This is a genomic window from Gluconacetobacter entanii, from assembly GCF_013155425.1.
Classification (GTDB): Bacteria; Pseudomonadota; Alphaproteobacteria; order Acetobacterales; family Acetobacteraceae; genus Novacetimonas; species Novacetimonas entanii.
The window spans coordinates 20075-42253 of record NZ_JABJWD010000081.1; the positions used below are offsets into that span (position 1 = coordinate 20075).

General features: G+C 64.5%; 23 protein-coding genes and 1 pseudogene. 23 read left to right on the forward strand and 1 reads right to left on the reverse strand.

Annotated elements, in window-relative coordinates; all coding sequences use genetic code 11:
• The first annotated feature begins 36 nt into the window (after nt 1-36).
• The 19 genes from rpoZ to gloA all read left to right on the forward strand — a co-directional run bounded on the left by rpoZ (nt 37) and on the right by gloA (nt 18995).
• On the forward strand, nt 37-432 hold the full coding sequence (gene rpoZ, locus HNH97_RS13715) for a DNA-directed RNA polymerase subunit omega (protein ID WP_110095458.1): 396 nt from the start codon (nt 37-39) through the stop codon (nt 430-432).
• 75 nt (nt 433-507) lie between these two features.
• The gene (locus HNH97_RS13720) at nt 508-2802 is read left to right on the forward strand and encodes a RelA/SpoT family protein (protein WP_171791282.1); all 2295 of its coding nucleotides are present in this window, start codon (nt 508-510) and stop codon (nt 2800-2802) included.
• Nucleotides 2803-2832: 30 nt separating this feature from the next.
• Complete coding sequence (gene acpS, locus HNH97_RS13725; protein ID WP_110912712.1) at nt 2833-3246, forward strand: holo-ACP synthase; 414 nt, start codon at nt 2833-2835, stop codon at nt 3244-3246.
• Between the two features lie 185 nt (nt 3247-3431).
• Nucleotides 3432-4175 (forward strand): signal peptidase I, encoded by a 744-nt coding sequence (gene lepB / locus HNH97_RS13730; protein WP_407716811.1) that lies wholly within the window; start codon nt 3432-3434, stop codon nt 4173-4175.
• A gap of 2 nt (nt 4176-4177) precedes the next feature.
• Nucleotides 4178-4912 carry a ribonuclease III gene (gene rnc / locus HNH97_RS13735; RefSeq protein WP_110912713.1) on the forward strand — a complete coding sequence of 245 codons (735 nt, stop codon included), beginning with the start codon at nt 4178-4180 and terminating at the stop codon, nt 4910-4912.
• Nucleotides 4913-4989: 77 nt separating this feature from the next.
• Nucleotides 4990-5898 (forward strand): GTPase Era, encoded by a 909-nt coding sequence (gene era, locus HNH97_RS13740; protein WP_407716810.1) that lies wholly within the window; start codon nt 4990-4992, stop codon nt 5896-5898.
• Between the two features lie 235 nt (nt 5899-6133).
• Nucleotides 6134-6886: a UMP kinase gene (pyrH, locus tag HNH97_RS13745; RefSeq protein WP_171791268.1), complete on the forward strand. Its 753-nt coding sequence runs from the start codon at nt 6134-6136 to the stop codon at nt 6884-6886.
• Nucleotides 6887-6959: 73 nt separating this feature from the next.
• Nucleotides 6960-7526 carry a ribosome recycling factor gene (frr, locus tag HNH97_RS13750; RefSeq protein WP_110912775.1) on the forward strand — a complete coding sequence of 189 codons (567 nt, stop codon included), beginning with the start codon at nt 6960-6962 and terminating at the stop codon, nt 7524-7526.
• A 7-nt stretch (nt 7527-7533) separates the two neighbouring features.
• A complete protein-coding gene (gene uppS, locus HNH97_RS13755) occupies nt 7534-8268 on the forward strand; it encodes a polyprenyl diphosphate synthase (RefSeq protein ID WP_171791269.1) in 735 nt (244 codons plus the stop codon).
• 103 nt (nt 8269-8371) lie between these two features.
• Nucleotides 8372-9127 carry a phosphatidate cytidylyltransferase gene (locus tag HNH97_RS13760; RefSeq protein ID WP_390669913.1) on the forward strand — a complete coding sequence of 252 codons (756 nt, stop codon included), beginning with the start codon at nt 8372-8374 and terminating at the stop codon, nt 9125-9127.
• 42 nt (nt 9128-9169) lie between these two features.
• Nucleotides 9170-10327 (forward strand): 1-deoxy-D-xylulose-5-phosphate reductoisomerase, encoded by a 1158-nt coding sequence (gene dxr / locus HNH97_RS13765; RefSeq protein ID WP_110912718.1) that lies wholly within the window; start codon nt 9170-9172, stop codon nt 10325-10327.
• Nucleotides 10328-10386: 59 nt separating this feature from the next.
• The gene (gene rseP / locus HNH97_RS13770) at nt 10387-11493 is read left to right on the forward strand and encodes an RIP metalloprotease RseP (RefSeq protein ID WP_110912719.1); all 1107 of its coding nucleotides are present in this window, start codon (nt 10387-10389) and stop codon (nt 11491-11493) included.
• Between the two features lie 145 nt (nt 11494-11638).
• Nucleotides 11639-14134 carry an outer membrane protein assembly factor BamA gene (bamA, locus tag HNH97_RS13775; protein ID WP_167400293.1) on the forward strand — a complete coding sequence of 832 codons (2496 nt, stop codon included), beginning with the start codon at nt 11639-11641 and terminating at the stop codon, nt 14132-14134.
• 7 nt (nt 14135-14141) lie between these two features.
• Nucleotides 14142-15008 carry an OmpH family outer membrane protein gene (locus HNH97_RS13780; protein ID WP_171791270.1) on the forward strand — a complete coding sequence of 289 codons (867 nt, stop codon included), beginning with the start codon at nt 14142-14144 and terminating at the stop codon, nt 15006-15008.
• A 16-nt stretch (nt 15009-15024) separates the two neighbouring features.
• Complete coding sequence (gene lpxD / locus HNH97_RS13785) at nt 15025-16101, forward strand: UDP-3-O-(3-hydroxymyristoyl)glucosamine N-acyltransferase (protein WP_171791271.1); 1077 nt, start codon at nt 15025-15027, stop codon at nt 16099-16101.
• A gap of 101 nt (nt 16102-16202) precedes the next feature.
• Entirely contained in the window at nt 16203-16688 is a 486-nt protein-coding gene (gene fabZ, locus HNH97_RS13790) for a 3-hydroxyacyl-ACP dehydratase FabZ (RefSeq protein ID WP_040510475.1), read from the forward strand.
• A 114-nt stretch (nt 16689-16802) separates the two neighbouring features.
• Complete coding sequence (gene lpxA / locus HNH97_RS13795) at nt 16803-17702, forward strand: acyl-ACP--UDP-N-acetylglucosamine O-acyltransferase (RefSeq protein ID WP_407716812.1); 900 nt, start codon at nt 16803-16805, stop codon at nt 17700-17702.
• Nucleotides 17692-18588, forward strand: coding sequence for an LpxI family protein (locus HNH97_RS13800; RefSeq protein ID WP_171791272.1), 897 nt, complete (start codon nt 17692-17694; stop codon nt 18586-18588). Before lpxA ends, HNH97_RS13800 begins: the two co-directional genes overlap by 11 nt.
• Before the next feature lie 17 nt (nt 18589-18605).
• The gene (gene gloA, locus HNH97_RS13805) at nt 18606-18995 is read left to right on the forward strand and encodes a lactoylglutathione lyase (protein ID WP_110912723.1); all 390 of its coding nucleotides are present in this window, start codon (nt 18606-18608) and stop codon (nt 18993-18995) included.
• Here the strand turns inward: gloA and HNH97_RS13810 are convergent.
• Nucleotides 18992-19240, reverse strand: coding sequence for a hypothetical protein (locus HNH97_RS13810; protein WP_216657673.1), 249 nt, complete (start codon nt 19238-19240; stop codon nt 18992-18994). The two genes, gloA and HNH97_RS13810, sit on opposite strands and share 4 nt — an antisense overlap.
• 178 nt (nt 19241-19418) lie before the next feature.
• Here HNH97_RS13810 and rpmH point away from each other — a divergent pair, with 178 nt between their 5' ends.
• The 4 genes and pseudogenes from rpmH to yidC all read left to right on the forward strand — a co-directional run.
• Nucleotides 19419-19553, forward strand: coding sequence for a 50S ribosomal protein L34 (gene rpmH, locus HNH97_RS18005; protein WP_010507731.1), 135 nt, complete (start codon nt 19419-19421; stop codon nt 19551-19553).
• Between the two features lie 70 nt (nt 19554-19623).
• Complete coding sequence (gene rnpA / locus HNH97_RS13820; protein ID WP_110912724.1) at nt 19624-19974, forward strand: ribonuclease P protein component; 351 nt, start codon at nt 19624-19626, stop codon at nt 19972-19974.
• A 47-nt stretch (nt 19975-20021) separates the two neighbouring features.
• Nucleotides 20022-20267, forward strand: coding sequence for a membrane protein insertion efficiency factor YidD (gene yidD, locus HNH97_RS13825; protein ID WP_110912725.1), 246 nt, complete (start codon nt 20022-20024; stop codon nt 20265-20267).
• Between the two features lie 21 nt (nt 20268-20288).
• Nucleotides 20289-22040: pseudogene (yidC, locus tag HNH97_RS13830) on the forward strand (membrane protein insertase YidC); the annotation flags it as partial.
• Nucleotides 22041-22179 lie beyond the last annotated feature (139 nt).

Genomic DNA, 22179 nt, shown 5'->3' on the forward strand with positions numbered 1-22179 from the left:
ATATATTGTTCCATAGAGAAACCGGAGTCTGGCCTGATGGCACGCGTCACTGTCGAGGACTGCGTTGAGCGGGTTCCCAACCGCTTTGAACTGGTGCTGCTGGCGGCCCAGCGCGCCCGCGCCCTGTCGCGCGGCGAAGAACTGACGATCGATCGCGACAACGACAAGAATCCCGTCGTCGCCCTGCGTGAGATTGCGGACCAGACGATCAGTCTGGACCAGGTCAAGAGCGACCTGCTGCGTTCGCTGGCCCGCGCGCCCGAGCCCGAGCCCGCCGACGAGGAAGTCGTGGACCTGATCCCGACGGAACAGAACATCTTTGGCCTGCAGGATGTCTCCGCCGAGGAGGAAGCCCGCCACACGGCAGGCATGACGGCAGAGGAACTCGAGGCCACGATCGAGGCGGAACTCGGCGGTCGGGGTTCGCGATAGCATTCTTGACGGAAGGGGACGGATGTGACGGATCGGGTCGGCTCTGAAACGACGGCTTCCCTCACGTCCCCTGCCATGCCTGCCACGCAGGCCCCGCCACACGGCGCGGCGGAGGCCGTGCCGGTTGTGACGGCGGAGGCCGCACCACCGGCGGCCGGACGGGTCATTTCCTGTGACGGGCTGATCCGGCGCATCCAGGCCTATGACCCCGGCGCCGACATCGACCTGATCCGCCGCGCGTTCGACGTGGCGTACCAGGCGCATGAGGGACAGGCCCGCGACAATGGTGATCCCTACATCACCCATCCGCTTGCGGTGGCGAACATCCTGGCCGGGTTCCGGCTGGATGCGGCCTCCATCGCGACGGCGCTGCTCCATGACACGATCGAGGATACCGGCGTCACGCAGGCGCAGTTGCGTACGCAGTTCGGGCCGACCATCGCGGAACTCGTCGATGGCGTGACCAAGCTGACGCGGCTGGAGCTTCAGTCCGACCGTACCAAGCAGGCGGAGAATTTCCGCAAGCTCGTGCTCGCGATGTCCAAGGACATCCGCGTCCTGATCGTCAAGCTTGCGGACCGTCTGCACAACATGCGCACGCTGCATTACGTGCAGCGCCTTGACCGCCGGCAGCGCATCGCGCGCGAAACCATGGAAATCTACGCCCCGCTTGCCGATCGTATCGGCATGGAGAAGGTGAAGGTCGAACTGCAGAACCTCTCCTTCGCGGAGCTTGAGCCCGAGGCGATGGCTACCATCCGTGCCCGCCTGAACTACCTGCGCGGGCAGGGCGCGGACGTGATCGAGGAAATCCGCCACGAACTGCAGAACCTGTGCGCGGAAGCCGGGCTGAAGGGCGTGGAGGTCACGGGGCGGGAGAAGACGCCCTATTCCATCTGGGAGAAAATGCAGCGGCGCAATGTCGCGTTCGAGCAGTTGTCCGACATCATGGCGTTCCGCATCATCGTCCCCACGCGGGAGGGATGCTACGTCACGCTGGGCGCCGTGCATGCGGCCTATCCCGTGATCGCGGGGCGGTTCAAGGATTACATCTCCACCCCCAAGGTCAACGGCTACCAGAGCCTGCATACCGGGGTTACGCTGCGCCATCCGCGCAACCAGAAGATCGAGGTGCAGATCCGCACGGCGGAAATGCATGATGTCGCGGAAAACGGCGTCGCCTCGCACTGGCTGTACAAGCAGGGCGGCGACGGGAAGGTGGAGGACGCCTCGCACGTGGTCTCCGGCCTGCGCTGGGTTCAGGACCTGCTCGACATCCTCGAGGACTCGGCCGCGCCGGATGAATTCCTCGAAAATACCAAGCTCGAACTCTATCAGGACCAGGTGTTCTGCTTCACGCCGAAGGGACAGTTGATTTCCCTGCCGCGTGGGGCAACGCCGATCGACTTTGCCTATGCCGTGCACAGCCAGGTGGGCGACAGTTGCGTCGGCGCGCGCATCAACGGCCGCCTGATGCCCCTGCGCCACGAACTGCAGAATGGCGACCAGGTGGAGATCATGACCGCGCGCGGCGGTACGCCGTCGCCGTCGTGGGAGCGCTTTGTCGTCACCGGCAAGGCCCGTGCGCGCATCCGCCGCCATGTCGCGCTGCAGCAGCGTGAAACGCACCTCGACAGCGGGCGTGTCGCCCTGGCCAAGTCGTTCCGGCAGGAAGGCGTGGACGGGTCGGAAAAGGTGCTCGAATCCCTGCTCAAGGACCTGCGCCTGTCGTCGGTGGCGGACCTGTATGTGGCGGTGGGCAACGGCAACCTGTCCGCGCGTGAGGTGGTGCAGGCGGCCTATCCCGAACTGCGCCGTGCGCCGCGTGCGCCGCGCATGGTGCCCGGCCTGTCGATGCGCGCGGCCGAAAGCACGACGTCCTTTTCCGCGGCCCGGCGCAAGAACGCGGCCGGCATGGCGCTGGCGGGCGTGGGCGCGGGGATGGCGGTGCATTTCGCGGGCTGCTGCCATCCGCTGCCGGGGGACCGTATCGTGGGCATCGTCTCCACCGGCAAGGGGATCACGGTCCATGCGCAGGGATGCCAGACGCTGGAGACCTTCGCGGCCACGCCCGAACGCTTCATGGACCTCAACTGGGATTACGACCTGATCGCGCGCAACGCGGGTGGCACCCATGTCGGGCGGTTGAGTGTCGTGACCGCCAACGAACCTTCGGTCCTTGCGACGCTGACGAACATCGCGACCAAGCATGAAGGCGTGATGGTCAACCTGCGCATCGTCAACCGGCAACTGGAATTCATGGAGATCCTTGCCGATATCGAGGTGCGTGACCTGCGTCACCTGTCGGCCATCATGGCGGCGCTGCGGGCGGAAACCGGTGTCGTGCAGGTGGAGCGCGCCAAGGGATGACGGGGATCTGGCAATGAGGCATCTGCCGTCATGATGATCGGGATCGGCTCGGACCTGTGTGACATCCGCCGGGTCGAGCGTGTCCTCGCCCGGCATGGCGCCCGGTTCGAGGCGCGGGTCTTTACCCCGCGTGAACGTGCCGTGGCCGACCGGCGTTCGGGGCAGGCCCGGCTTGGCACCTACGCCAAGCGCTGGGCGGCGAAGGAAGCCTGCGCCAAGGCGCTGGGCACCGGGTTCGCCCGGGGGGTGTACCATCGCGACCTCGGCGTGGAAAACCTGGCCGGGGGGCAGCCTGTCATGGTGCTGTCGGGTGGGGCGCGCGCGCGGCTTGATGAACTCGTGCCGGCGGGATATGCGCCGCGCATCATGGTGACGATGACGGACGAATATCCCTATGCCTTCGCCCAGGTCGTCATCGTGGCGGATGCCGCCCCATCTTCCTGATCGTCCCATGCATGGCCGCCCATGCTTGACAGGGCATGGCCCCGTGGGCTTGATCGCCAGAATATGCGCCCGGTGCCGTATTGCGCCCGGTCGAGCACGAAGCCGGATTTATGAAGAACATGTCGAGCGATGACCCCCAGACGCCAACTGTCCTGACGACCTCCCCCTCCACGGGGACGCGTGGCATGCTGGAACTCCTGCGTACTGTCGTGGTTGCTGGCGCGATCGCGGTTTTCGTGCGCACCGCCCTGTTCGAACCGTTCAATATCCCGTCCGGTTCGATGATCCCGACATTGCAGGTGGGGGATTATGTGTGGGTCGCCAAATACAGCTATGGCTACTCCCACTTCTCCCTGCCACTGTCGCCCAACCTGTTCAGCGGCCGCATCTTCGGCAGTGAACCGCATCGTGGCGATGTGGCGGTGTTCCGCTTCACCAAGGACACGTCCATCGATTACATCAAGCGGGTGGTCGGCCTGCCGGGGGACCGCATCCAGATGCGCGAGGGGCAGCTTTACCTGAACGGTGAACTCGTCCCCCGCACGTCGGAGGGCGAGTATGTTGCGGTGGACGAACATCACACCCGCATGGAGGGCGAGCGCTATCGCGAGGACCTGCCCGGCAGCGATGGCCGTCCGGTGGTGTCGCACGACATCCTGAAGCTGACGGATGAGGGGGACAAGAACGATACCCCCGAATATGTCGTCCCGCCGGGCTATTTCTTCGTCATGGGCGACAACCGCGACGACAGCGCCGACAGCCGTTTCATGGGCGATGCGCCACAGGATCTCGGCTTCGTGCCGATGGAGAACCTCGTGGGGCAGGCCAAGTGGATCTTCCTGTCGGTGGATTCGCAGTATCCGACGTGGGAATTCTGGAAATGGCCCACGGAAATCCGGTGGGGACGCCTGTTTTCGGGGGTGCACTGATCATGGAGGCGTCCAGCAGTGCCACGACCGAATTCGAACGGATCGAGGCGTATGTCGGCTATTCCTTCCATAACCCCGCCCTGCTGCGGGAGGCGCTGACCCATCGTTCCGCCGCCCACCAGCGCAGCAGCGCGGTCGGGCGGCGCACGCGCCAGTCGGTGGCGCGGCGTGGGGCGGGGTCGAATGAACGGCTGGAGTTCATTGGCGATCGCGTGCTCGGCCTGCTGATGGCGGAATGGCTGCTTGAACGTTTCCCTGACGAGCAGGAAGGCGCGCTTGGCCCGCGCCACGCGCACCTTGTCTCGCGCACGGTACTGGCCCGCATTGCCGAGGAGATGGCCCTGCCGCCCGCCCTTGACGTGGCGGAGCATGAGGCCCGCGCCGGCGTGCGCCAGATGGCCAACGTGCTGGCCGACGCGGTGGAGGCGATCCTGGGTGCGATCTACCTTGATGGCGGGCTGGAGCCTGCCCGCGCCTTTGTCCGCCGCGCATGGAACGACGCCATCGTGGCGCAGGCCCGCCCGCCCAAGGACCCCAAGACCGCATTGCAGGAATGGGTGCTGGCGCGGGGACTGCCGCTGCCGGTGTACAAGGTGGTCTCCACCGACGGCCCGTCGCATGCGCCGCGCTTCGTGATTTCGGTGGAGGCATCGGGACGGCGCGGCGAAGGCGTTGCAGGCAGCAAGCGCGCCGCCGAAAGCGAGGCCGCGGCAAGGCTGCTCAGCCAGTTTGGCTGACGCCGTGCGCGTCCATGGTGGCGCGGGCACACAGAATCGAACACTCGGGACGGCCATCGCTGCCGTGGGAATGACAGATGCCGGAACATGAAGACATGACGACCCGCTGCGGTTTCGTCGCCATCGTGGGGGCGCCCAATGCGGGCAAGTCCACGCTGCTGAACCGCATGGCGGGGACCAAGCTGTCGATCGTCAGCCCCAAGGCGCAGACGACGCGGTTCCGGGTGCTGGGAATCCTGATGCGCAACAACGCGCAGATGCTGCTGGTGGATACGCCGGGCATCTTCCGCCCGCGCCGCATGCTTGATCGTGCGATGGTCGCGGCCGCCTGGACCGGGGCGGAGGACGCGGACATCACGCTGCTGATCGTCGATGCGCGCGCGGGCCTGACCGAGGCTGTGCGCGAGATCGTCTCCCAACTGGCGCAGCGCAACCGCCGGGTGTGGCTGGTGCTGAACAAGACCGACCTGATGAAGCGCGACGCGCTGCTGCCCCTGACGGCGGAACTGTCGGGCCTGCTGCCGGTGGAGCACGTGTTCATGATCAGCGCGCGTTCGGGGCAGGGGGTGGATGACCTGATGGACCGGATGGCCGCCGAACTGCCGGTGGGGCCGTACCTGTATCCCGAAGACGACCTGACGGACCTGCCTGATCGCCTGCTGGCCGCCGAACTGGTGCGCGAGCAGATCTTCCTGCAGACGCATGAGGAAGTCCCCTATGCCGCCACGGCGGAGACCGAGAGCTTTCAGGAGCGCCCGGACGGGTCGGTGCGGATCGAGGTCACGATCTATGTCGCGCGTGCGTCGCACAAGGCGATCCTGATCGGGGAGCGCGGGTCGCGGATTCGCAGCATTGGCGAACGCGCGCGCAAGGAACTTGCGCGCCTGCTGGACCGGCCGTGCCACCTGTTCCTCAATGTGAAGGAACGCTCCGGCTGGGATGAGGAACGCGCCCGCCTGCGTGCCATCGGCCTCGACGACGCCTGACGCCCCGGCCCCGCATGGTGGTGCGGGATTCGCGGTGCGCAGGGGGATCGCGGATCGGTGATGCGCCGCGTGGCGCATGAAACGCGGCGGCCATGTCCTGATTGCCGCATTATCGGCATCGTGTGCTTGTGAGGGGGGCGAACCCCCTATATGACATGTGCTGCGCGGGCGCTGCCGCCACTCGCGGGCGGTGGCCTGCCGCTTTGTGTCTTATTCCTGTTGTGTTCGAGGGCCAATGACAAATCCGCTGACAGATCATGCCCCAGACAATGCCCCCGGTTACCGCCGGGTCCTGCTGAAGGTTTCGGGCGAGGCCCTGATGGGCAGCGGGTCCTACGGGATCGATCCTGCAACCGTCGATGGAATCGCCGCCGACGTGGCGGCGGTTGCGCGTACTGGCGTGGAGGTGTGTCTGGTTATCGGGGGTGGCAACATCTTTCGCGGTGTCGCCGCCGCGGCGCGTGGCATGGACCGTGCGCAGGGCGATTACGCCGGCATGCTGGCGACTGTCATCAATGCGCTGCTCATGCAGAATTCGCTCGAACGCCAGGGGATCGCAACCCGCGTGATGAGCGCGATCCAGATGTCCTCCATCGCGGAACCCTATATCCGCCGCCGCGCCGTGCGGCACATGGAAAAGGGACGGGTGGTGATCTTCGCCGCCGGGACCGGCAACCCGTTCTTCACCACCGATACGGGTGCCGCCCTGCGTGCGGCGGAAATGGAATGCAGCGCCCTGTTCAAGGGCACGCAGGTCGATGGCGTCTATTCCGCCGACCCGCGCAAGGTGCCTGACGCGCGCCGTTACGATACGCTGACCTATCGCGATGTGCTGGCCAATGACCTCAATGTCATGGATGCGGCCGCCATCAGCCTTGCGCGTGAGAACAAACTGCCGATCGTGGTGTTCAATATCCATGAAAAGGATGCGTTTTCGCGCGTTATGCGGGGCGAGGGACGCTTTACCACGATCGTGGCCTCGGACTGAGGCGCACACCCCGCACGAATAGAGTCGCATGGCGGTCGAACGCGACCGTTTGAGGAATGTTGGGAGGGCCAAGGTGTCTGTCGATCAGAAAAGTTTGCTGGCGGATATTACCCGTCGCATGGAAGGCGCGCTTGAAAGCCTGCGTCGTGATTTCGCCGGCCTGCGTTCGGGCCGCGCGAGCCCGGCGCTGCTGGAACCGGTGCGCGTGGAAGCCTATGGCGGTGAGGTGCCGCTGACGCAGGTTGGCTCCATCGCCGTGCCGGAGGCGCGGATGCTGACGGTGCAGGTGTGGGACCGTTCGCTGGTCAGTGCGGTGGAACGTGCGATCCGTGACAGCGGTCTGGGTCTGAACCCGGCGGCCGATGGCCAGACCGTGCGCGTGCCCATCCCCCAGTTGACCGAGGAGCGTCGCAACGAACTGGCGCGCGCGGCGGGCAAGTATGCCGAGAACGCAAAGATCGCGGTGCGTGGCGTGCGTCGTGATGGCATGGAACAGACGCGCGGGCAGGAAAAGAAGGGCGAAATCAGCCAGGATGACGTCAAGGTCTGGTCCGATGCGATCCAGAAGCTGACGGACCAGTATGTAAAGCGTGTTGACGAACTGCTCGCGGAAAAAGAACGCGAGATCAAGCAGGTCTGACCCCCGCATGTACCCAGTGGCCGGGGGGCGGCGTGCAGGGATCGTGCCTGACCATGTGGCGATCATCATGGATGGCAACGGGCGGTGGGCGGCGGCGCGCGGCCTGCCATTGCTCGCCGGGCATCGTGCCGGGGCGGAGGCGGTGCAGCGCTGCATCCGCGCGGCCGTCGCGGCGGGGGTGAAGTGGCTGACGCTTTATGCCTTTTCCTCTGAAAACTGGCGGCGCACCCCGCAGGAAGTGGCCGACCTGACCAGCCTCCTGCGCTACTACCTGCGCTACAAGGTGGCGGAGCTTGCGGCGAAGGGGGTGCGTATCCGCATCATCGGCGACCTGTCGCGCTTTGCTCCCGATGTGCGGGCCGAAGCCCGCCGTGCGGAGACGGAGACAGCCTCCAACACGGTGCTGACGGTGGTGCTTGCACTGTCCTATGGCGGGCGGGCCGACATCATGCAGGCCGCGCTGCGCATGGCGAAGGCCATCAATGACGGCACGCTGGCGGCCGCACAGGTTGACGAGGACACGTTTGGCGGCTTCCTGATGACGGCGGACATGCCGGACCCCGACATCGTGGTGCGCACGAGTGGCGAAAGCCGTCTGTCCAATTTCCTGTTATGGCAGTCGGCCTATGCCGAACTGATATTCATAGAGACGCTGTGGCCTGATTTTGACGCCGGGCATTTCGATGCCGTGCTTCAGATCTATTCCCGGCGCGAAAGGCGCTTCGGTGCAAGACCCGTCTGATCCCGACACCCCTACCGTCATCGCGTTTCCCTCGGCCCCCCGGCCGCCGGGTGGCGGGTCCGGGCGCGGGTGGAAGGACCTGCGCGCGCGCGTGCTGTCGGCCATGGTGATCGTGCCGCTTGCCGGATTGTGCGTCTGGGCGGGGGGCGTCGCCTATGCCGTGATGATCATGCTGGCGATGCTGGGCATGGCGTCCGAATGGGGACGGATGTTTTCGCTGTCGGCGCGGAGCTGGCGCGGCGTGCTCTACCTTGTATGGCCGCTGGCCTGTGCCGCGGCGGCACTTGATGGACAATGGGGTGGCGCGTTCCTGGTCATGGGGGCGGCGTTTGTTTTTGGCCCGGCCCTGTGGGCGGGGCAGGTGGCGATTGGCTGCGCGGGGATATCGCTCCTGTGGCTGCGCTTCATGACGCATCCGGGGGCGGGCGTCGTCCTGTTCGTCGTGGCATGTGTCGCGCTGAGCGATACGGGCGCCTACCTTACGGGGCGGGCGGTTGGCGGGCCGAAGCTTGCGCCGCGCATTTCGCCGGCCAAGACATGGTCGGGTTCGGTGGGCGGACTGCTGGCCGCGATTGCGGGGGGGGCGACGATCGCGACCCTGCTGCCCGATGCGCTGTCGGGGGCGGCCGTGCGCGGGGCGATGATGGGCGGCGTCATGGCGATTGCGGCGCAGGCGGGCGACCTTGCGGAAAGTGCGCTCAAGCGGGCGCGCGGCGTCAAGGATTCCGGGACGATCATCCCGGGGCATGGCGGCCTGCTGGATCGGTTTGACGGATTGCTGGTGGCAGCACCACTGGCTGCATTGATTTCGCTGGGGGCAGCGGCGGGCGCTGCTTTCTGGTATGTCGGCCTGCGCTGAGCGCGCGGTCGCAATGAAAAGAAGATTGGGGAAATCGGTAGGATGAAGACAGTTTCCGTTCTGGGCAGTACCGGCAGCATCGGCTGCTCCACTGTGGATCTGCTGTTGCAGGCGCCGGAGCGGTTCCGCGTCGTGGCCCTGGTCGGGGGACGCAATGTCACGCGACTGGCCGAACAGGCGCGGGCGCTGGATGCCGAATATGCCGTCATCGCCGATGAAACCCTGGTAGGGGAGCTTGAGACCCTGCTGGCCGGGACGTCCACGCGGGTGTCCGGCGGGCGCGAGGCGGTGATCCGTGCGGCGGGCGTGCCGGTGGACTGGACCATGGCTGCGATCACCGGGGCCATCGGGCTGGAACCCACGCTGGCGGCGGTGCGCAATGGCGGGTGTGTCGCGCTGGCGAACAAGGAAGCGCTGGTCTGCGCGGGCGATGTCATGCTGCGCGAGGTGCACCAGGCGGGGGCGACGCTGCTTCCGGTCGATTCGGAACATAACGCCATTTTCCAGTCCATGGCCGACCGGCAGGTGGACCAGGTGGAAAAGATCGTGCTGACGGCCTCGGGCGGCCCGTTCCGCCGCGCCAGCATCGAGGAGATGGAGAAGGCCCCGCTCGAAGCCGCGCTGAAGCATCCGACATGGAGCATGGGCGCCAAGATCACCATCGATTCCGCGACGATGTTCAACAAGGGCCTTGAACTGATCGAGGCGGCGCGCCTGTTCGACATGACGGAGGACCGGATCGGCGTCATCGTCCATCCGCAGTCCGTGGTCCACAGCATGGTCCAGTACACCGATGGCAGCATCATCGCGCAGCTTGGCTCCGCCGACATGCGCATTCCCATCGCGCACACGCTGGCCTGGCCGAAGCGCATGGCGACGAATTCCCCGCGCCTCGACCTTGCCGCCATGTCGCGGCTGGATTTCGAGGAACCGGACGAGGAACGTTTCCCCGCGCTGCGCCTTGCCCGGGAATCGCTGCGGGCGGGGGGCGCTGCCTCCGCGATCCTGTCTGGCGCCAATGAAATTGCCGTGGAGGCCTTCCTTAATCGTAAAATCGGCTTCCGGGATATTGCGCGGGTTGTCGAGGATGTGATGCAATCACTTGGAAACCAGAAGGCGGACACGCTGGAGCAGGTCCTGCGCTGGGATGAGGAGGCGCGACGCCTCGCCCGGAGCATGATCACGGCACGGGCCGCATAAGACGACTGGATCAAGGGGAGGATGGCCGCGCGTGATCATCAGGGGAACTCATAATCATCATGCATGATCTGCTGCGGACCATTCTTGCATTTGCCCTGGTGCTGGGGGTGCTGGTTTTCATCCACGAACTCGGCCATTACCTCGCCGCGCGCTGGCGCGGGGTGCATGTGGAGGTTTTCTCCATCGGGTTTGGCAAGCCGCTGCTGCGCTGGCACGACAGTGTCGGCACGGAATGGCGGCTGTGTCCCGTCCCGCTTGGTGGCTACGTGAAGCCGCACGGGTTCGAGGGACCGGAAGACGCCACCCCCGAACAGATGGCCGCCTGGCAGCCGGGACGCACGTTCCATGACAAGCCTGTGCTGTCACGGGCCATCGTCATTATTGCGGGACCGGTTTTCAACTTCCTGCTTGCGATCATCCTCTTTACCGGCCTGTTCGCCTTTGCGGGGCAGCCGCATATCCGCAATGTCGTGGCCGATGTGATGCCCGGAAGTGCTGCGGCGACGGCCGGCATCCACCCCCATGACGCCATCGTGCGGCTGGGCGATCATCCCATCTCCGACGTGGCGGACCTGCAGGCGCGCATCGCCGCCGAACCCGGCGCGCATATCGACGTGGTCGTGCGCCGCGACGGCAATGACGTGACGATCCCGCTGACGGTCGGCAGCGTGGCCGGTGCGAAGGGGCAGGCCCCGCACGGGCAGCTTGGCGTCTCCTTCCTTGCGGAAATGGGCGCGCCGCAGTCCCTGCCGCATGCCTTCGTCTCCGCCGTGAAGGAGACATGGAACGTGTCCGTGCAGACCCTTGCGGGGCTGTGGCAGATGCTGACGGGACAGCACAGCACCAAGGACCTGGGCGGCCCGCTGCGGATCGCGCAGATGTCGGGGCAGGTGGCGCAGTACGGGATCTCGAGCCTCGTATCCTTCATGGCGCTGCTGTCGATCAACCTTGGCCTGATCAACCTGTTCCCCATCCCGATTCTCGATGGGGGACGGCTGATGTTCTATATTCTTGAGGCAATAATGGGGCGTCCCGTGTCGCGCCGGGTGCAGCAGATCAGCTTCCAGGCGGGATTCGCCCTTATTGCCAGCCTGTTTTTATTTTCTACATTTAACGACCTCTCGCATTTCGGCTTGTTTCAATGGCTGGCATCGCATGTCGGATAACGTAAGAATGGCGGCATGAGACAAGTGCTTGCACGAGAGGGGCGATATCGGATACGTCCGCCCATGCGGATAATGCATGACAGCACGGAGATGACCTCTTCGCATGGCTGGCAGTGTGGCCAATCCGCCTACCGAATGGTGAGGAATGCCGATTTTGTCGACTAAACGTTCAGCGCTGCTTGCATCCGTGTGCGTTGTGCCGCTGTTCTGGACGGCAGGAGCCCACGCGCAGGACGCTGGACCGGAGGGCGCGCCGCCTTCCGATGCCCCCCCGTCCGACGGCATGGCCCCTACGCCGGGGATGGCCCCTGACCAGCCGGAGGTCGAGGCCATCAAGCCGCCGCCGCTGGCCGATCCGATCGAGGCGGTGGACATCAAGGGCAATGACCGTATCGAGACGAACACCATCCTGTCCTATATGGTGGTGCAGCCCGGTGACCGGTTTGACCAGGACCTGCTCGACCGTTCGCTCAAGACGCTTTACGCCACCGGCCTGTTCAAGGACGTGAGCATGCAGCGTTCGGGCAACATGCTGATCGTGCATGTTGTCGAAAACCCGATCGTCAACCGCATCATCTTCGAAGGTAACCACAGCGCCAAGGACGAGGACCTGACAAAGGTCATCTCGCTGCGGCCGCGCGCGGTGTTCTCCACCAAGACGATTGCCTCCGACCGGCAGAAGATCCTTGGCGTCTATGCGGAAAAGGCACGCTATGCTGCCACCGTCACGCCGCAGGTCATCCGCCTTGCGCATAACCGCGTCGATGTGATCTTCCGCATCAACGAGGCGCAGAAGACGCTGATCCGCAAGGTGACGTTCGTGGGCAACCGCACCTTCTCCAGCACGCGCCTTGCCGGTGTCGTGTCGTCGAAGGAAACGGCATGGTACCGCTTCTTCTCGTCGAGCGACCAGTACAATCCCGAACGTATCAAGTATGACGCGGAACTGCTGCACCGCTTCTACCTGAAGAACGGCTTTGTCGATTTCCAGATCAAGAACGCGACGGGTGAACTCTCCCCCGACCACAAGGCGTTCTACATCACCTATACGATGGAAGAGGGGCCGCGTTACCGTCTGAACAAGATGGATATCCGTTCTTCGCTGCGGCATGTCAGCGCGGAGTCCCTGCACAAGTACATCTCCCTGTTCCATAACCAGTGGTATGACGGCAGCGCCATCCAGCATAACGCGACATCCATGCAGGAGATCCTGCAGGCCAAGGGATATCCGTTCGCGATGGTGCATCCCGAAATCGCGCGCAATCCCGAAAAGCGTACGGTCAACCTGCTGTTCGACGTGAGCGAAGGGCCGCGCATGTATGTCGAGCGTATCGACATCAACGGCAACACCATCACGCAGGACAAGGTTATCCGCCGCCAGTTGCCGATGTCCGAAGGCGACCCGTACACCCCCATGGACCGCAAGTATTCCAAGGCGGTGCTTGAGGATCTTGGCTTCTTCAAGACGGTCTCGATCGACCAGACGCCCGGTTCCGCGCCCGACAAGGTCAACATCTCCGCCGATGTGGTGGAAAAGCCGACGGGTGAATTCTCGCTCGGTGGCGGGTATTCGTCGGATGCGGGCGTGCTCGGCAACCTTGGGCTGAAGCAGCATAACCTGCTGGGCACCGGCATTGATGCCGGCTTCTCCGGCACGGCGGCCTATTACGAGGACCAGGCCGACATCTCGATCACGGACCCGTATTTCCTCAACCGCAACCTGGTCGCCGGTATCGACATCTTCGGCATCCAGAACCGTTACATGACGTACCAGAACTACTCCGAAGGCCGGTACGGCATGACGCTGCGCATGGGGTATTCGTACAATAACCACCTGTCGCAGTCGTGGAGCTATACGCTGACCGATCGAAATGTCGGCGATACATGGTCGGATTCCTCGTGGTACGTGCTTGACCAGTCCGGCTGGTCGCTGCTGTCGCAGTTGAGCACCACGCTGACCTATGACACCCGTGACCGGCGCATGCAGCCGCACAGCGGGTACGTCATCCGCGTGGGTGGCGACTTCGCGGGTATCGGCGGCAACGAACGCTATTTCCGTGGCAAGATCGACGCCGCCTACTACATCCCGCTCGACAGCCTGATGGGCAACCATGACTGGACGGTGGACCTGCGCGCGGGTGCGGGTGACATCGCCAACTGGGGCGGCGGGCGCAGCGACATCATCGATAACTTCTATCTCGGTGGTAACACGCTGCGCGGCTTCCTTGACGGTGGTGCCGGGCCGCGAACGATGGGTATTCCCGCACGCACCATCGACGGCGTGAAATACCCGATGCATTCGCAGGAAGACTTCCTTGGCGGCCGGTTCCTGTATACCGCATCCGCCACGATCCATTTCCCCATGCCGTTCGCGGCAGACATGGGGATCAAGGGACGTTATTTTGTCGATGCCGGTGGCCTGGATGGCCTGCGCGTGCGCGAACGCTATACCTCGCCCAGCGATGGTTACAAATATACCCCGGTATATGGCGATACGCTGACGCCGCGCGTCAGTACCGGCGTGGGCTTTTCGTGGAAAAGCCCGTTTGGTCTGATCAACATCGATCTTGGTGTGCCGATCATCAAGCAGAAGCATGACCGAACACAGTTGCTCCGCTTTGGCTTCGGCCAACAATTCTGAGGTGATAATGTTGCGTAATTCCGGCGTTCGTCTACTTGCCGCGGCTGTCGCACTGGGATGTGGCAGTCTGGTCGGATCTGCTGCCCATGCGCAGAACAATTCCGGCTGGTTCGTCCCCAAGGCATCCCAGCAGCAGCCGGAGCATGCGGCATCCCACGCGGCCCAGCCTGCGCCGCCGCCCGTGCCCCTGCCGGCCCCGCCCGCCGACAGCGAGGAGGCGCAGTCCCAGACGCCGCCGGTCCTGCCGCTGCCGCAGATTCCCAATTCCCCCGACCTGCCCAAGGGGGCGCCGCCGCCCGCGCCGATCATCGGTGTCATCAGCGTGCCTGACGTGATGCGCCTGTCCACCGCGGCACAGCAGGCGGAGCGCGTGCTGGGCGCGCGTCGTGACGAACTGGCGCGCGATGCGCAGAAGGAGCAGGCATCGTGGCGTGACGAGCAGCAGAAGCTGCAGGGGCAGGCCCGGACCATGACGTCCGACCAGATCCAGGCGAGCGAGCGCAAGCTGCAGGAACGCGTGATCGCGGCGCAGAAGAACTTCCGCAACCGCAACCGCATCATCCAGGAAGCGGCCCAGGTGTCGCTGGGGCAGATCGAGCGTGAACTGGTGCAGATCATCCGCCAGGTCGCGGCCAGCCGCAGCATGAACCTTGTCCTGCACCGTGAGCAGGTGGCGCTGAGCCAGGACAGCCTCGACATCACGCAGCAGGTTGCGACGCAACTGAACTCTGTCCTGCCGAGCGTCTTCATCCCGGCGGCGAATGTCGATCCTGAAGTACTGGCGAAATCGGGCACGATGCCGACGACCGCCGATGCGGAAGGCGGGGCCTCCGCTCCGGCGGCGCCTGCCGCCGCGGCCAAGGTGAAGCATTAAGGGCTTGGAAGGATCCATGCACGTGCAGGAGGAAAGCGGGCCGGGCGATACGCGGTTTTTTGTATCTGACGGCCCGTTTGACGCCGCCGAACTTGCGCGGTGCGCCGATGCCGAACTCCACGGATCGGACGCGGCCCTGGCCGGTGCGCCACAGTTCTGCGGCATAGCGCCGCTGCAGTCGGCGGGGCCGGAGCAGGTCAGCTTCCTCGACAACCGGCGCTATCTCCCCCTGCTGGAGAAAACGGGCGCGGGGGCCGTGATCGTGGCGCCCGCCTTTGTGGACAAGGTGCCCGCGCATGCCGTGGCGCTGGTGTCAAAGACACCGTACCTGGCATGGGCGCGGGTTGCGTCACGTTTCTATCCCGCGCCGCCGGTCAGACCGGGGGTCCATCCCACGGCGGTGATCGGCGAAGGCGCGCAGATCGACCCCACGGCGGCGGTCGGGGCCTTCTGTGTCATTGGTGAACGGGTGCGCATCGGCGCAGGTGTATGTATCGACACGCATGTCACGATTGGCGATGGCGTGGAAATCGGCGCACGCAGTCGTATCGGCAGCCATGTCTGCCTGTCGCACGCGCTGCTGGGTGAACGCGTGACCCTGCTGCCGGGTGCGCGCATCGGGCAGGAGGGGTTCGGCTTCGCCACCGGGCCGGACGGGTTTGAAACCGTGCCGCAGCTTGGCCGTGTGATCCTTGAGGACGGGGTCGAGGTCGGGGCCAACTCCACCATTGACCGTGGTTCGATCCGTGACACCCTGATCGGGGCGGGTTCGCGCCTCGACAATCTGGTGCAGATCGGCCATAATGCGCGTCTGGGGCGGTGCTGTATCGTGGTGTCCCAGGCCGGTATTTCGGGTTCGACGGAACTGGGTGATTTTGTCACGATCGCGGCGCAGGCCGGGCTGATCGGGCATATCAGGATCGGCACAAAGGCACGGATCGGCGCGCAGTGTGGCGTCATGTCCGATGTCGAGGCCGGGGCCGATGTCATCGGAAGCCCGGCGATGCCATTCAGGGAGTTTTTCCGAAACGTGGCGTTCCTGCGTCGTCTGGCGAAAAAACCGGCGCAGGACGGGGGCGACAAGGCCGGCTAGGCGACTGTGCCGAGGCGCGGCAAGGAACATTCAACCGGCACGGGGCGGCCTGTCCAGTCAGATTGCAGGCGTCCCCCGTACCGAATAGATGGTTGGACGACGTGGATAAAGAAGTAGAGGCATTACCGACGGAGCAGGCGCCGCAGAGTGTCGAGGCAATCGACATCATGCGCATCATGGAGGCGATACCCCATCGTTATCCCTTCCTGCTGATTGACAGGATGGTTGACATCGTCCGGGGGCAGTCCGCGGTCGGCATCAAGAACGTGTCCGTGAACGAACCGCATTTCCAGGGGCATTTCCCCGCGCGGCCCGTCATGCCCGGCGTGCTCATCATCGAGGCGATGGCGCAGACGGCGGCGACGTTGGTCGTGCTGACCCTGGGCGAGGCGTTCGAGGGGAAGCTGGTCTATTTCATGACCATCGACGGTGCGAAGTTCCGTCGGCCCGTCGGCCCCGGCGACCAGTTGCGGATTTCCGTTGAAAAAGAGCGCAGCCGCGCGAATGTCTGGAAATTCAAGGGGATCGCACGTGTTGATGGCGTCTCGGTGGCCGAGGCGACGTTCAGCGCGATGATCATGGGCTAGGCCGCGCCCCGCGCAACGCAAATGATCGGCCCGTACCGGCAGGCACCGTGACCGGGGGCCGGTATCGGGATCATGGCTTTTTCTCCGGTAGCAGTCTGCCGGAAGGCCGTCGAAATGGAGGCTGTTCTGGCACACAGCGCATCTACCGGCGCGACAGGGGAGACGGGACCTTTGGGCCCTGCCGAGATTCATCCCTCATCCATCGTTGCCGCTGGCGCCCGAATTGGTCGCGGCGTGTCAATCGGTCCATGGTGCACGATCGGTCCCGATGTGGTGATCGAAGATGGTGTGCGGCTGATTTCCCACGTCGTGGTTGATGGCCATACGCATATCGGCGCGAATGTCGTGTGCTATCCCTTCACCACGGTGGGACTGGAACCGCAGGACCTGAAATATCGTGGTGAACCGACCCGCTGTATCGTGGGGGCGGGCACCATCATCCGTGAAAACGTCACCATCCACCGTGGCACCGCCACGGGTGTGGGTGTGACCACGATTGGCGATGGCTGCCTTATCATGGCGAATTCGCATGTGGCGCACGACTGCACGCTGGGGCGCGGTGTCATCATCGTCAACAATGTGGTGATGGGTGGCCATGTCGTGATCGGCGAAAATGCCCGCATCATGGGGTCCGCGGCCCTGCACCAGTTCGTGCGTATCGGCCATGCGGCCCTTGTCGGCGGTGTATGCGGGGTGGAGGCGGACGTCATCCCGTATGGCAGCGTGCTGGGCAACCGGGCGCGGCTTGTGGGGCTGCACTGGATCTGGCTGCGGCGCAATGGCGTTGCCCCCGATGATATCCGGCGCATGCGTCTGGCGTTCCGCGCGCTCTATCCCAAGGCCGCGCATGCCAGTGGCGCAGTCTTCCAGCAGCGTCTGGAACAGGTGCGCGCGCAGTATGGTGACGATGCCCGCGTGTCCGAAATCCTCGACTTCATTGCCGCGCCCAGCCATCGTGGACTGGTGCGCGTGCAGAGAAGTCCGGGCGAAATGATCGAGACCGATGGCGCCTGATCCATCGGGGGATCAGGTGTCGCCGTCTTCTGAACCGTCCGCGCCCCGCTGTGTCGGGATCCTTGCCGGGGGCGGCCCGCTGCCTGCGCAGGTGGCGCAGTCGGTCGTCGCCGCGGGCGGCAGCGTTTTCATCATCGGGTTCGAGGGCTTTGCCGAACCCGACGTCATCGCCCCATGGCCGCACCGGTTCATCCGGCTTGCCGCGGCGGGCGAAATCCTTTCCACCCTGCGCCAGCATGGATGTCGCGAACTGGTCCTGATCGGGCCGGTGCGGCGTCCTTCCTTTGCGACATTGCGGCCTGATGCGGCGGGCGCGCGGATTCTGGCGCGGATCGGCCGTGCCCTGTTTTCAGGCGATGACGGACTGCTTGGCGCGATTGTCCGGGTGCTGGGGGAGGAAGGATTCGTCGTCCGGGGGGCGCATGAATACCTGCATGCCTCCGTCGGGCGGCAGGGCGTGATGGGCGCGGTGCGTCCCGATTCCGTCGCCGTGTCGGATATCGGGCGCGGGCGCAGCGTGGTGGTGGCCATGGGCGCGCTTGATATCGGTCAGGGCTGCGTGGTGCAGGACGGGCTTGTCCTTGCGGTCGAGGCGATCGAGGGCACGGACGAGATGCTTGAACGTGTCGGGCGATACCGTCAGGATGGCCGTCCCGGCGGTGTGCTGGTCAAGATGGCCAAGCCCGGGCAGGAACGGCGCGCCGACCTGCCGACCATCGGCCCGGAAACGGTGCGCCGCGCGGCCCGCGCGGGATTGCGCGGCATCGCGTTCGAGGCCGGGGCAACGCTGCTGACCGACCCGCGTGAATGTGTGGCGCTGGCCGATGCGGCGGGGCTTTTCCTCGTCGGGATCACGACAGCCGGGACAATGGAATCCCTTTTGTAAAAAGGAGTGAAAACGTCATGGGCAGTTACCTGCATACAATGGTCCGCGTCCGTAACCTGGAGGCCAGCATCGCCTTCTACAGGCTGCTGGGGATGCATGAACTGCGTCGGCGCGAGGTGCCGGAGGGCAAATATACGCTTGTCTTCATCGGCTACGGCGACAACGCGGCGGGGCAGGCGGAAATCGAACTGACCTATAACTGGGGCCAGGACGAGGGATATGACGTCGGCACCGGATTCGGCCACTTTGCCGTGGGGGTGGAGGATGTCGCCGCCATGGTGGAACGGGTCCGCGCAGGCGGCGGCAAGGTCACGCGGGAGGCGGGGCCGGTGAAATTCGGCACCACCGTCATCGCCTTTGTCGAGGATCCCGATGGCTACAAGGTCGAACTGATCGAACGCCGCTAGTCCTTTTCCTTTGCGGGCAGGCAGGTGCGCCGCATGAGGTCGAGCCTGCCGACCGTGGCCTCTATCGCCTGTATGATGACATCCGCGCCCGCGCGCACTTTCGCGTCAGGGTGCGCCGACAGTACGTCCGCCTGCATCAGGGCGGGTGACAGGATGCCCCGGATGTCATGCAGGTGCCTGCGTATCCCCGCCACGTCTGCGGTGTCTGGTGCGGTATCCGGGGTGGTGTGCGGGGTCGGGGGCATGGGCATGTCCGTGCTGTGATGTGGCGGTATGGTGCATTGCGCGATCATGTAACGCGCGTTGCGCATTGACGCTGGGAATAACGGGCAGTATAAGGCCCGCCTTGGGGATGTGGAGGGAAATTGCCTGCACCCCCGATATTCATCCGTAACCTGTTACAGTCAATCTGGGAGTGCCGTCGTGAAGCGCACGTATCAACCCTCGAAGCTGGTCCGCAAGCGCCGTCACGGCTTTCGTTCCCGCATGGAAACCGTCGGTGGCCGCAAGGTGGTTGCGAACCGTCGCACCAAGGGCCGCAAGCGTCTTTCCGCTTAATTGCCCTGGTCTTACGTTCCGGGACGGTCTGTCCCGGAATGACACTCTGCATTAACAGGGGCTGCTGAACGTGGCCGACCGGTCGATACGTCTCAAGAAACGTGCTGAATTCCTGAAGGTGGCGGCAAAAGGCCGCAAGGCCCCGGTGTCCGGCATGGTTGTGCAGGCGTTGCATCGTGATGATGACGATTCGGCGCGTCATGGTTTCACCGTGACGAAGAAGGTCGGGAACTCGGTGGTCCGCAATCGTGTACGCAGGCGCCTGCGCGAGGTGGTCCGTCAGGTCGGGCGGGAACTGCCACTCAGTGGCGTCGATCTTGTGGTGATTGGCCGTAGCGCCACAATCGATCGTAAATTTGCCGCGCTGCTCACTGACTATCGCAAGGCATTGAAAAAGGCCGGGGTCGTGGGGGACGCGTGAACATTCCTTCCCCCGGTCCGGTTTCACGGGGTCCTGCTGTCGCAGCGATGCGCGCAATGATCCGTGCCTACCAGTTGCTGGTCCGGCCCGTGATTGGCGCGAACTGCCGCTTTACCCCGTCATGCAGCCATTATGCCCGCGATGCGCTGGCGCGCCATGGTGCGTGGCGTGGCGGTCTTATGTCGCTTTGGCGTATCATGCGCTGCAATCCCTGGAATGCGGGGGGATATGACCCGGTGCCGGACACGCACCATGACGGTCGCTCCTGCTGCTGCATCCACAAACCTGAATAACGAGAGTCTGGCTGGTCGCTGATGGATATCAAGCGTTTAATTGTGGCGGTGGCGATGTCTGCCATGGTTCTGGTCGGTTTCCAGTATCTGGTACCGCATCCGGACCACAAGGCGGTCACACAACCCGCGGCCAGCGCCGGGCAGGATACGCCTGCCACGGCTTCGCCTGCCCCGGCGGAGGACAGGTCCGCCGCGGTGGAGGCGAAGAACGACCCGCGCCTTGCGATTGATACCGGACGGGTCAGCGGGTCGATCGACCTGCGTGGCGCGCGTCTGGATGACCTCGTGCTCAAGGACTATCACGAGACGGTCAAGCCCGGCAGCCCGCTGGTCCGTATCCTTGACCCGCGGCAGGATTCGCAGTCGAACCTGGTGGAGGTCGGCTGGCTCAACATTGCGGGCGGGCAGGTGCGCGTGCCCGACGCCAACACGGTCTGGAGCGCGGACCAGTCCACCCTGACGCAGGACCAGCCCGTCACCCTGACATGGGATAACGGGCAGGGGCAGGTCTTCGAACTCGTCGTCGCGATCGACCAGAACTACATGTTCTCCGTCACGCAGAAGGTGCATAACCACGGGGCGGAGGCGGTGTCGCTCTACCCCTATTCGCGTGTCGATCGTGGCTATACCCCCGTGGAGACGGGGGGATACCTGGTGCATGAAGGACCGATTTCCGTCATTGACGGGCGTCTGGATGAAAGCTCCTACAAATCCGTGCGCAATGGCGCGGTGCCGCCGGGCAACCTGTCGTGGAACAAGCCCGGCACGGGCGGCTGGAGTGGCATTACCGACAAATACTGGCTGACGGCCGTGATCCCGCAGCAGGATTCGCTGGTCACCGGCAGCTATGGCTACGGGCCGGAACCGGGGCATGAGGGCGTCTACCAGGTCGGCTTTACCGCCCGCACGCCCGAAGTGATCGCCCCCGGCGGTGACGGCGTGACCGAAAGCCATGTCTTCGCCGGTGCGAAGGAAGTGCCGCTGCTGGAGAAGTATGAGGCGAGCCTGCACATCCCCTCCTTCTGGAAGGCGGTGGATTTCGGATGGTTCGCGTTCCTGACGCATCCCATCTTCACCGTGCTGGACTGGCTGAATACGCTTCTGGGGAATTTCGGCCTTGCGCTGATGGCCTTCACGCTGGTGGTCAAGGGGCTGTTCTTCCCGCTGGCGACCAAGCAGTTCCGCTCCATGGGCAAGATGCGCCAGCTTCAGCCCAAGGTCAAAGCCCTGCGGGAGCGTTATAAAGACGACCAGATGGCGCTGAACCAGCACATGATCGCGCTGTACAAGGAAGAAAAGGTCAACCCCGCCAGCGGCTGCCTGCCGATGCTGCTGCAGATCCCGGTGTTCTGGTGCCTGTACAAGGTGCTGTTCGTCACGATCGAGATGCGCCATGCACCGTTCTTTGGTTGGATCCATGACCTTTCGGCGGCCGACCCGACGAACATCTTTACCCTGTTCGGGCTGATCCCGTGGGACCCGACGCATATCTCGACCTTCTTCCAGCTTGGGCTGTGGCCGATCGCCTTTGGCCTGACCATGTTCGCGCAGCAGAAGATCAACCCCGCACCTGCCGCCGACCCGGCGCAGCAGAAGATGTTCCAGTTGATGCCGATCCTGTTCACCTTCTTCATGGCGCGCCAGCCGTCGGGACTGGTGATCTATTACTGCTGGAACAACCTGCTGACGATGGCGCAGCAGGCCCTGATCCAGCGTCGCGTCAATGCCGAAGCGAAGAACCCCGTGGTGAAGACGTCGCAGCCGGAAAAGCCGGGCTTCTTTGCAAAGAAGCTGCAGGGCATGCTTGAGCGGCAGGCGCAGGCGGTGCAGAACGCGGCGTCCGCCAAGGGCAAGGCCGACGGCAAGGGCAAGCAGATCGAAGGCACCGTGATAAGGGAAATCCCGCAGGCAC

Bases quoted from the DNA above. Each gene is read 5' to 3' on its own strand.
- lpxD (WP_171791271.1), top strand. From the start codon at position 15,025: ATGCACGTGCAGGAGGAAAGCGGGCCGGGCGATACGCGGTTTTTTGTA.
- uppS (WP_171791269.1), top strand. From the start codon at position 7,534: ATGTACCCAGTGGCCGGGGGGCGGCGTGCAGGGATCGTGCCTGACCAT.
- rpoZ (WP_110095458.1), top strand. From the start codon at position 37: ATGGCACGCGTCACTGTCGAGGACTGCGTTGAGCGGGTTCCCAACCGC.
- gloA (WP_110912723.1), top strand. From the start codon at position 18,606: ATGGGCAGTTACCTGCATACAATGGTCCGCGTCCGTAACCTGGAGGCC.
- HNH97_RS13800 (WP_171791272.1), top strand. From the start codon at position 17,692: ATGGCGCCTGATCCATCGGGGGATCAGGTGTCGCCGTCTTCTGAACCG.
- dxr (WP_110912718.1), top strand. From the start codon at position 9,170: ATGAAGACAGTTTCCGTTCTGGGCAGTACCGGCAGCATCGGCTGCTCC.
- HNH97_RS13720 (WP_171791282.1), top strand. From the start codon at position 508: ATGCCTGCCACGCAGGCCCCGCCACACGGCGCGGCGGAGGCCGTGCCG.
- era (WP_407716810.1), top strand. From the start codon at position 4,990: ATGCCGGAACATGAAGACATGACGACCCGCTGCGGTTTCGTCGCCATC.
- rseP (WP_110912719.1), top strand. From the start codon at position 10,387: ATGCATGATCTGCTGCGGACCATTCTTGCATTTGCCCTGGTGCTGGGG.
- HNH97_RS13760 (WP_390669913.1), top strand. From the start codon at position 8,372: ATGGTGATCGTGCCGCTTGCCGGATTGTGCGTCTGGGCGGGGGGCGTC.
- HNH97_RS13780 (WP_171791270.1), top strand. From the start codon at position 14,142: ATGTTGCGTAATTCCGGCGTTCGTCTACTTGCCGCGGCTGTCGCACTG.
- lepB (WP_407716811.1), top strand. From the start codon at position 3,432: ATGCTGGAACTCCTGCGTACTGTCGTGGTTGCTGGCGCGATCGCGGTT.
- lpxA (WP_407716812.1), top strand. From the start codon at position 16,803: ATGGAGGCTGTTCTGGCACACAGCGCATCTACCGGCGCGACAGGGGAG.
- bamA (WP_167400293.1), top strand. From the start codon at position 11,639: ATGCCGATTTTGTCGACTAAACGTTCAGCGCTGCTTGCATCCGTGTGC.
- rnc (WP_110912713.1), top strand. From the start codon at position 4,178: ATGGAGGCGTCCAGCAGTGCCACGACCGAATTCGAACGGATCGAGGCG.
- pyrH (WP_171791268.1), top strand. From the start codon at position 6,134: ATGACAAATCCGCTGACAGATCATGCCCCAGACAATGCCCCCGGTTAC.
- yidD (WP_110912725.1), top strand. From the start codon at position 20,022: ATGCGCGCAATGATCCGTGCCTACCAGTTGCTGGTCCGGCCCGTGATT.
- HNH97_RS13810 (WP_216657673.1), bottom strand. From the start codon at position 19,240: ATGCCCCCGACCCCGCACACCACCCCGGATACCGCACCAGACACCGCA.
- acpS (WP_110912712.1), top strand. From the start codon at position 2,833: ATGATGATCGGGATCGGCTCGGACCTGTGTGACATCCGCCGGGTCGAG.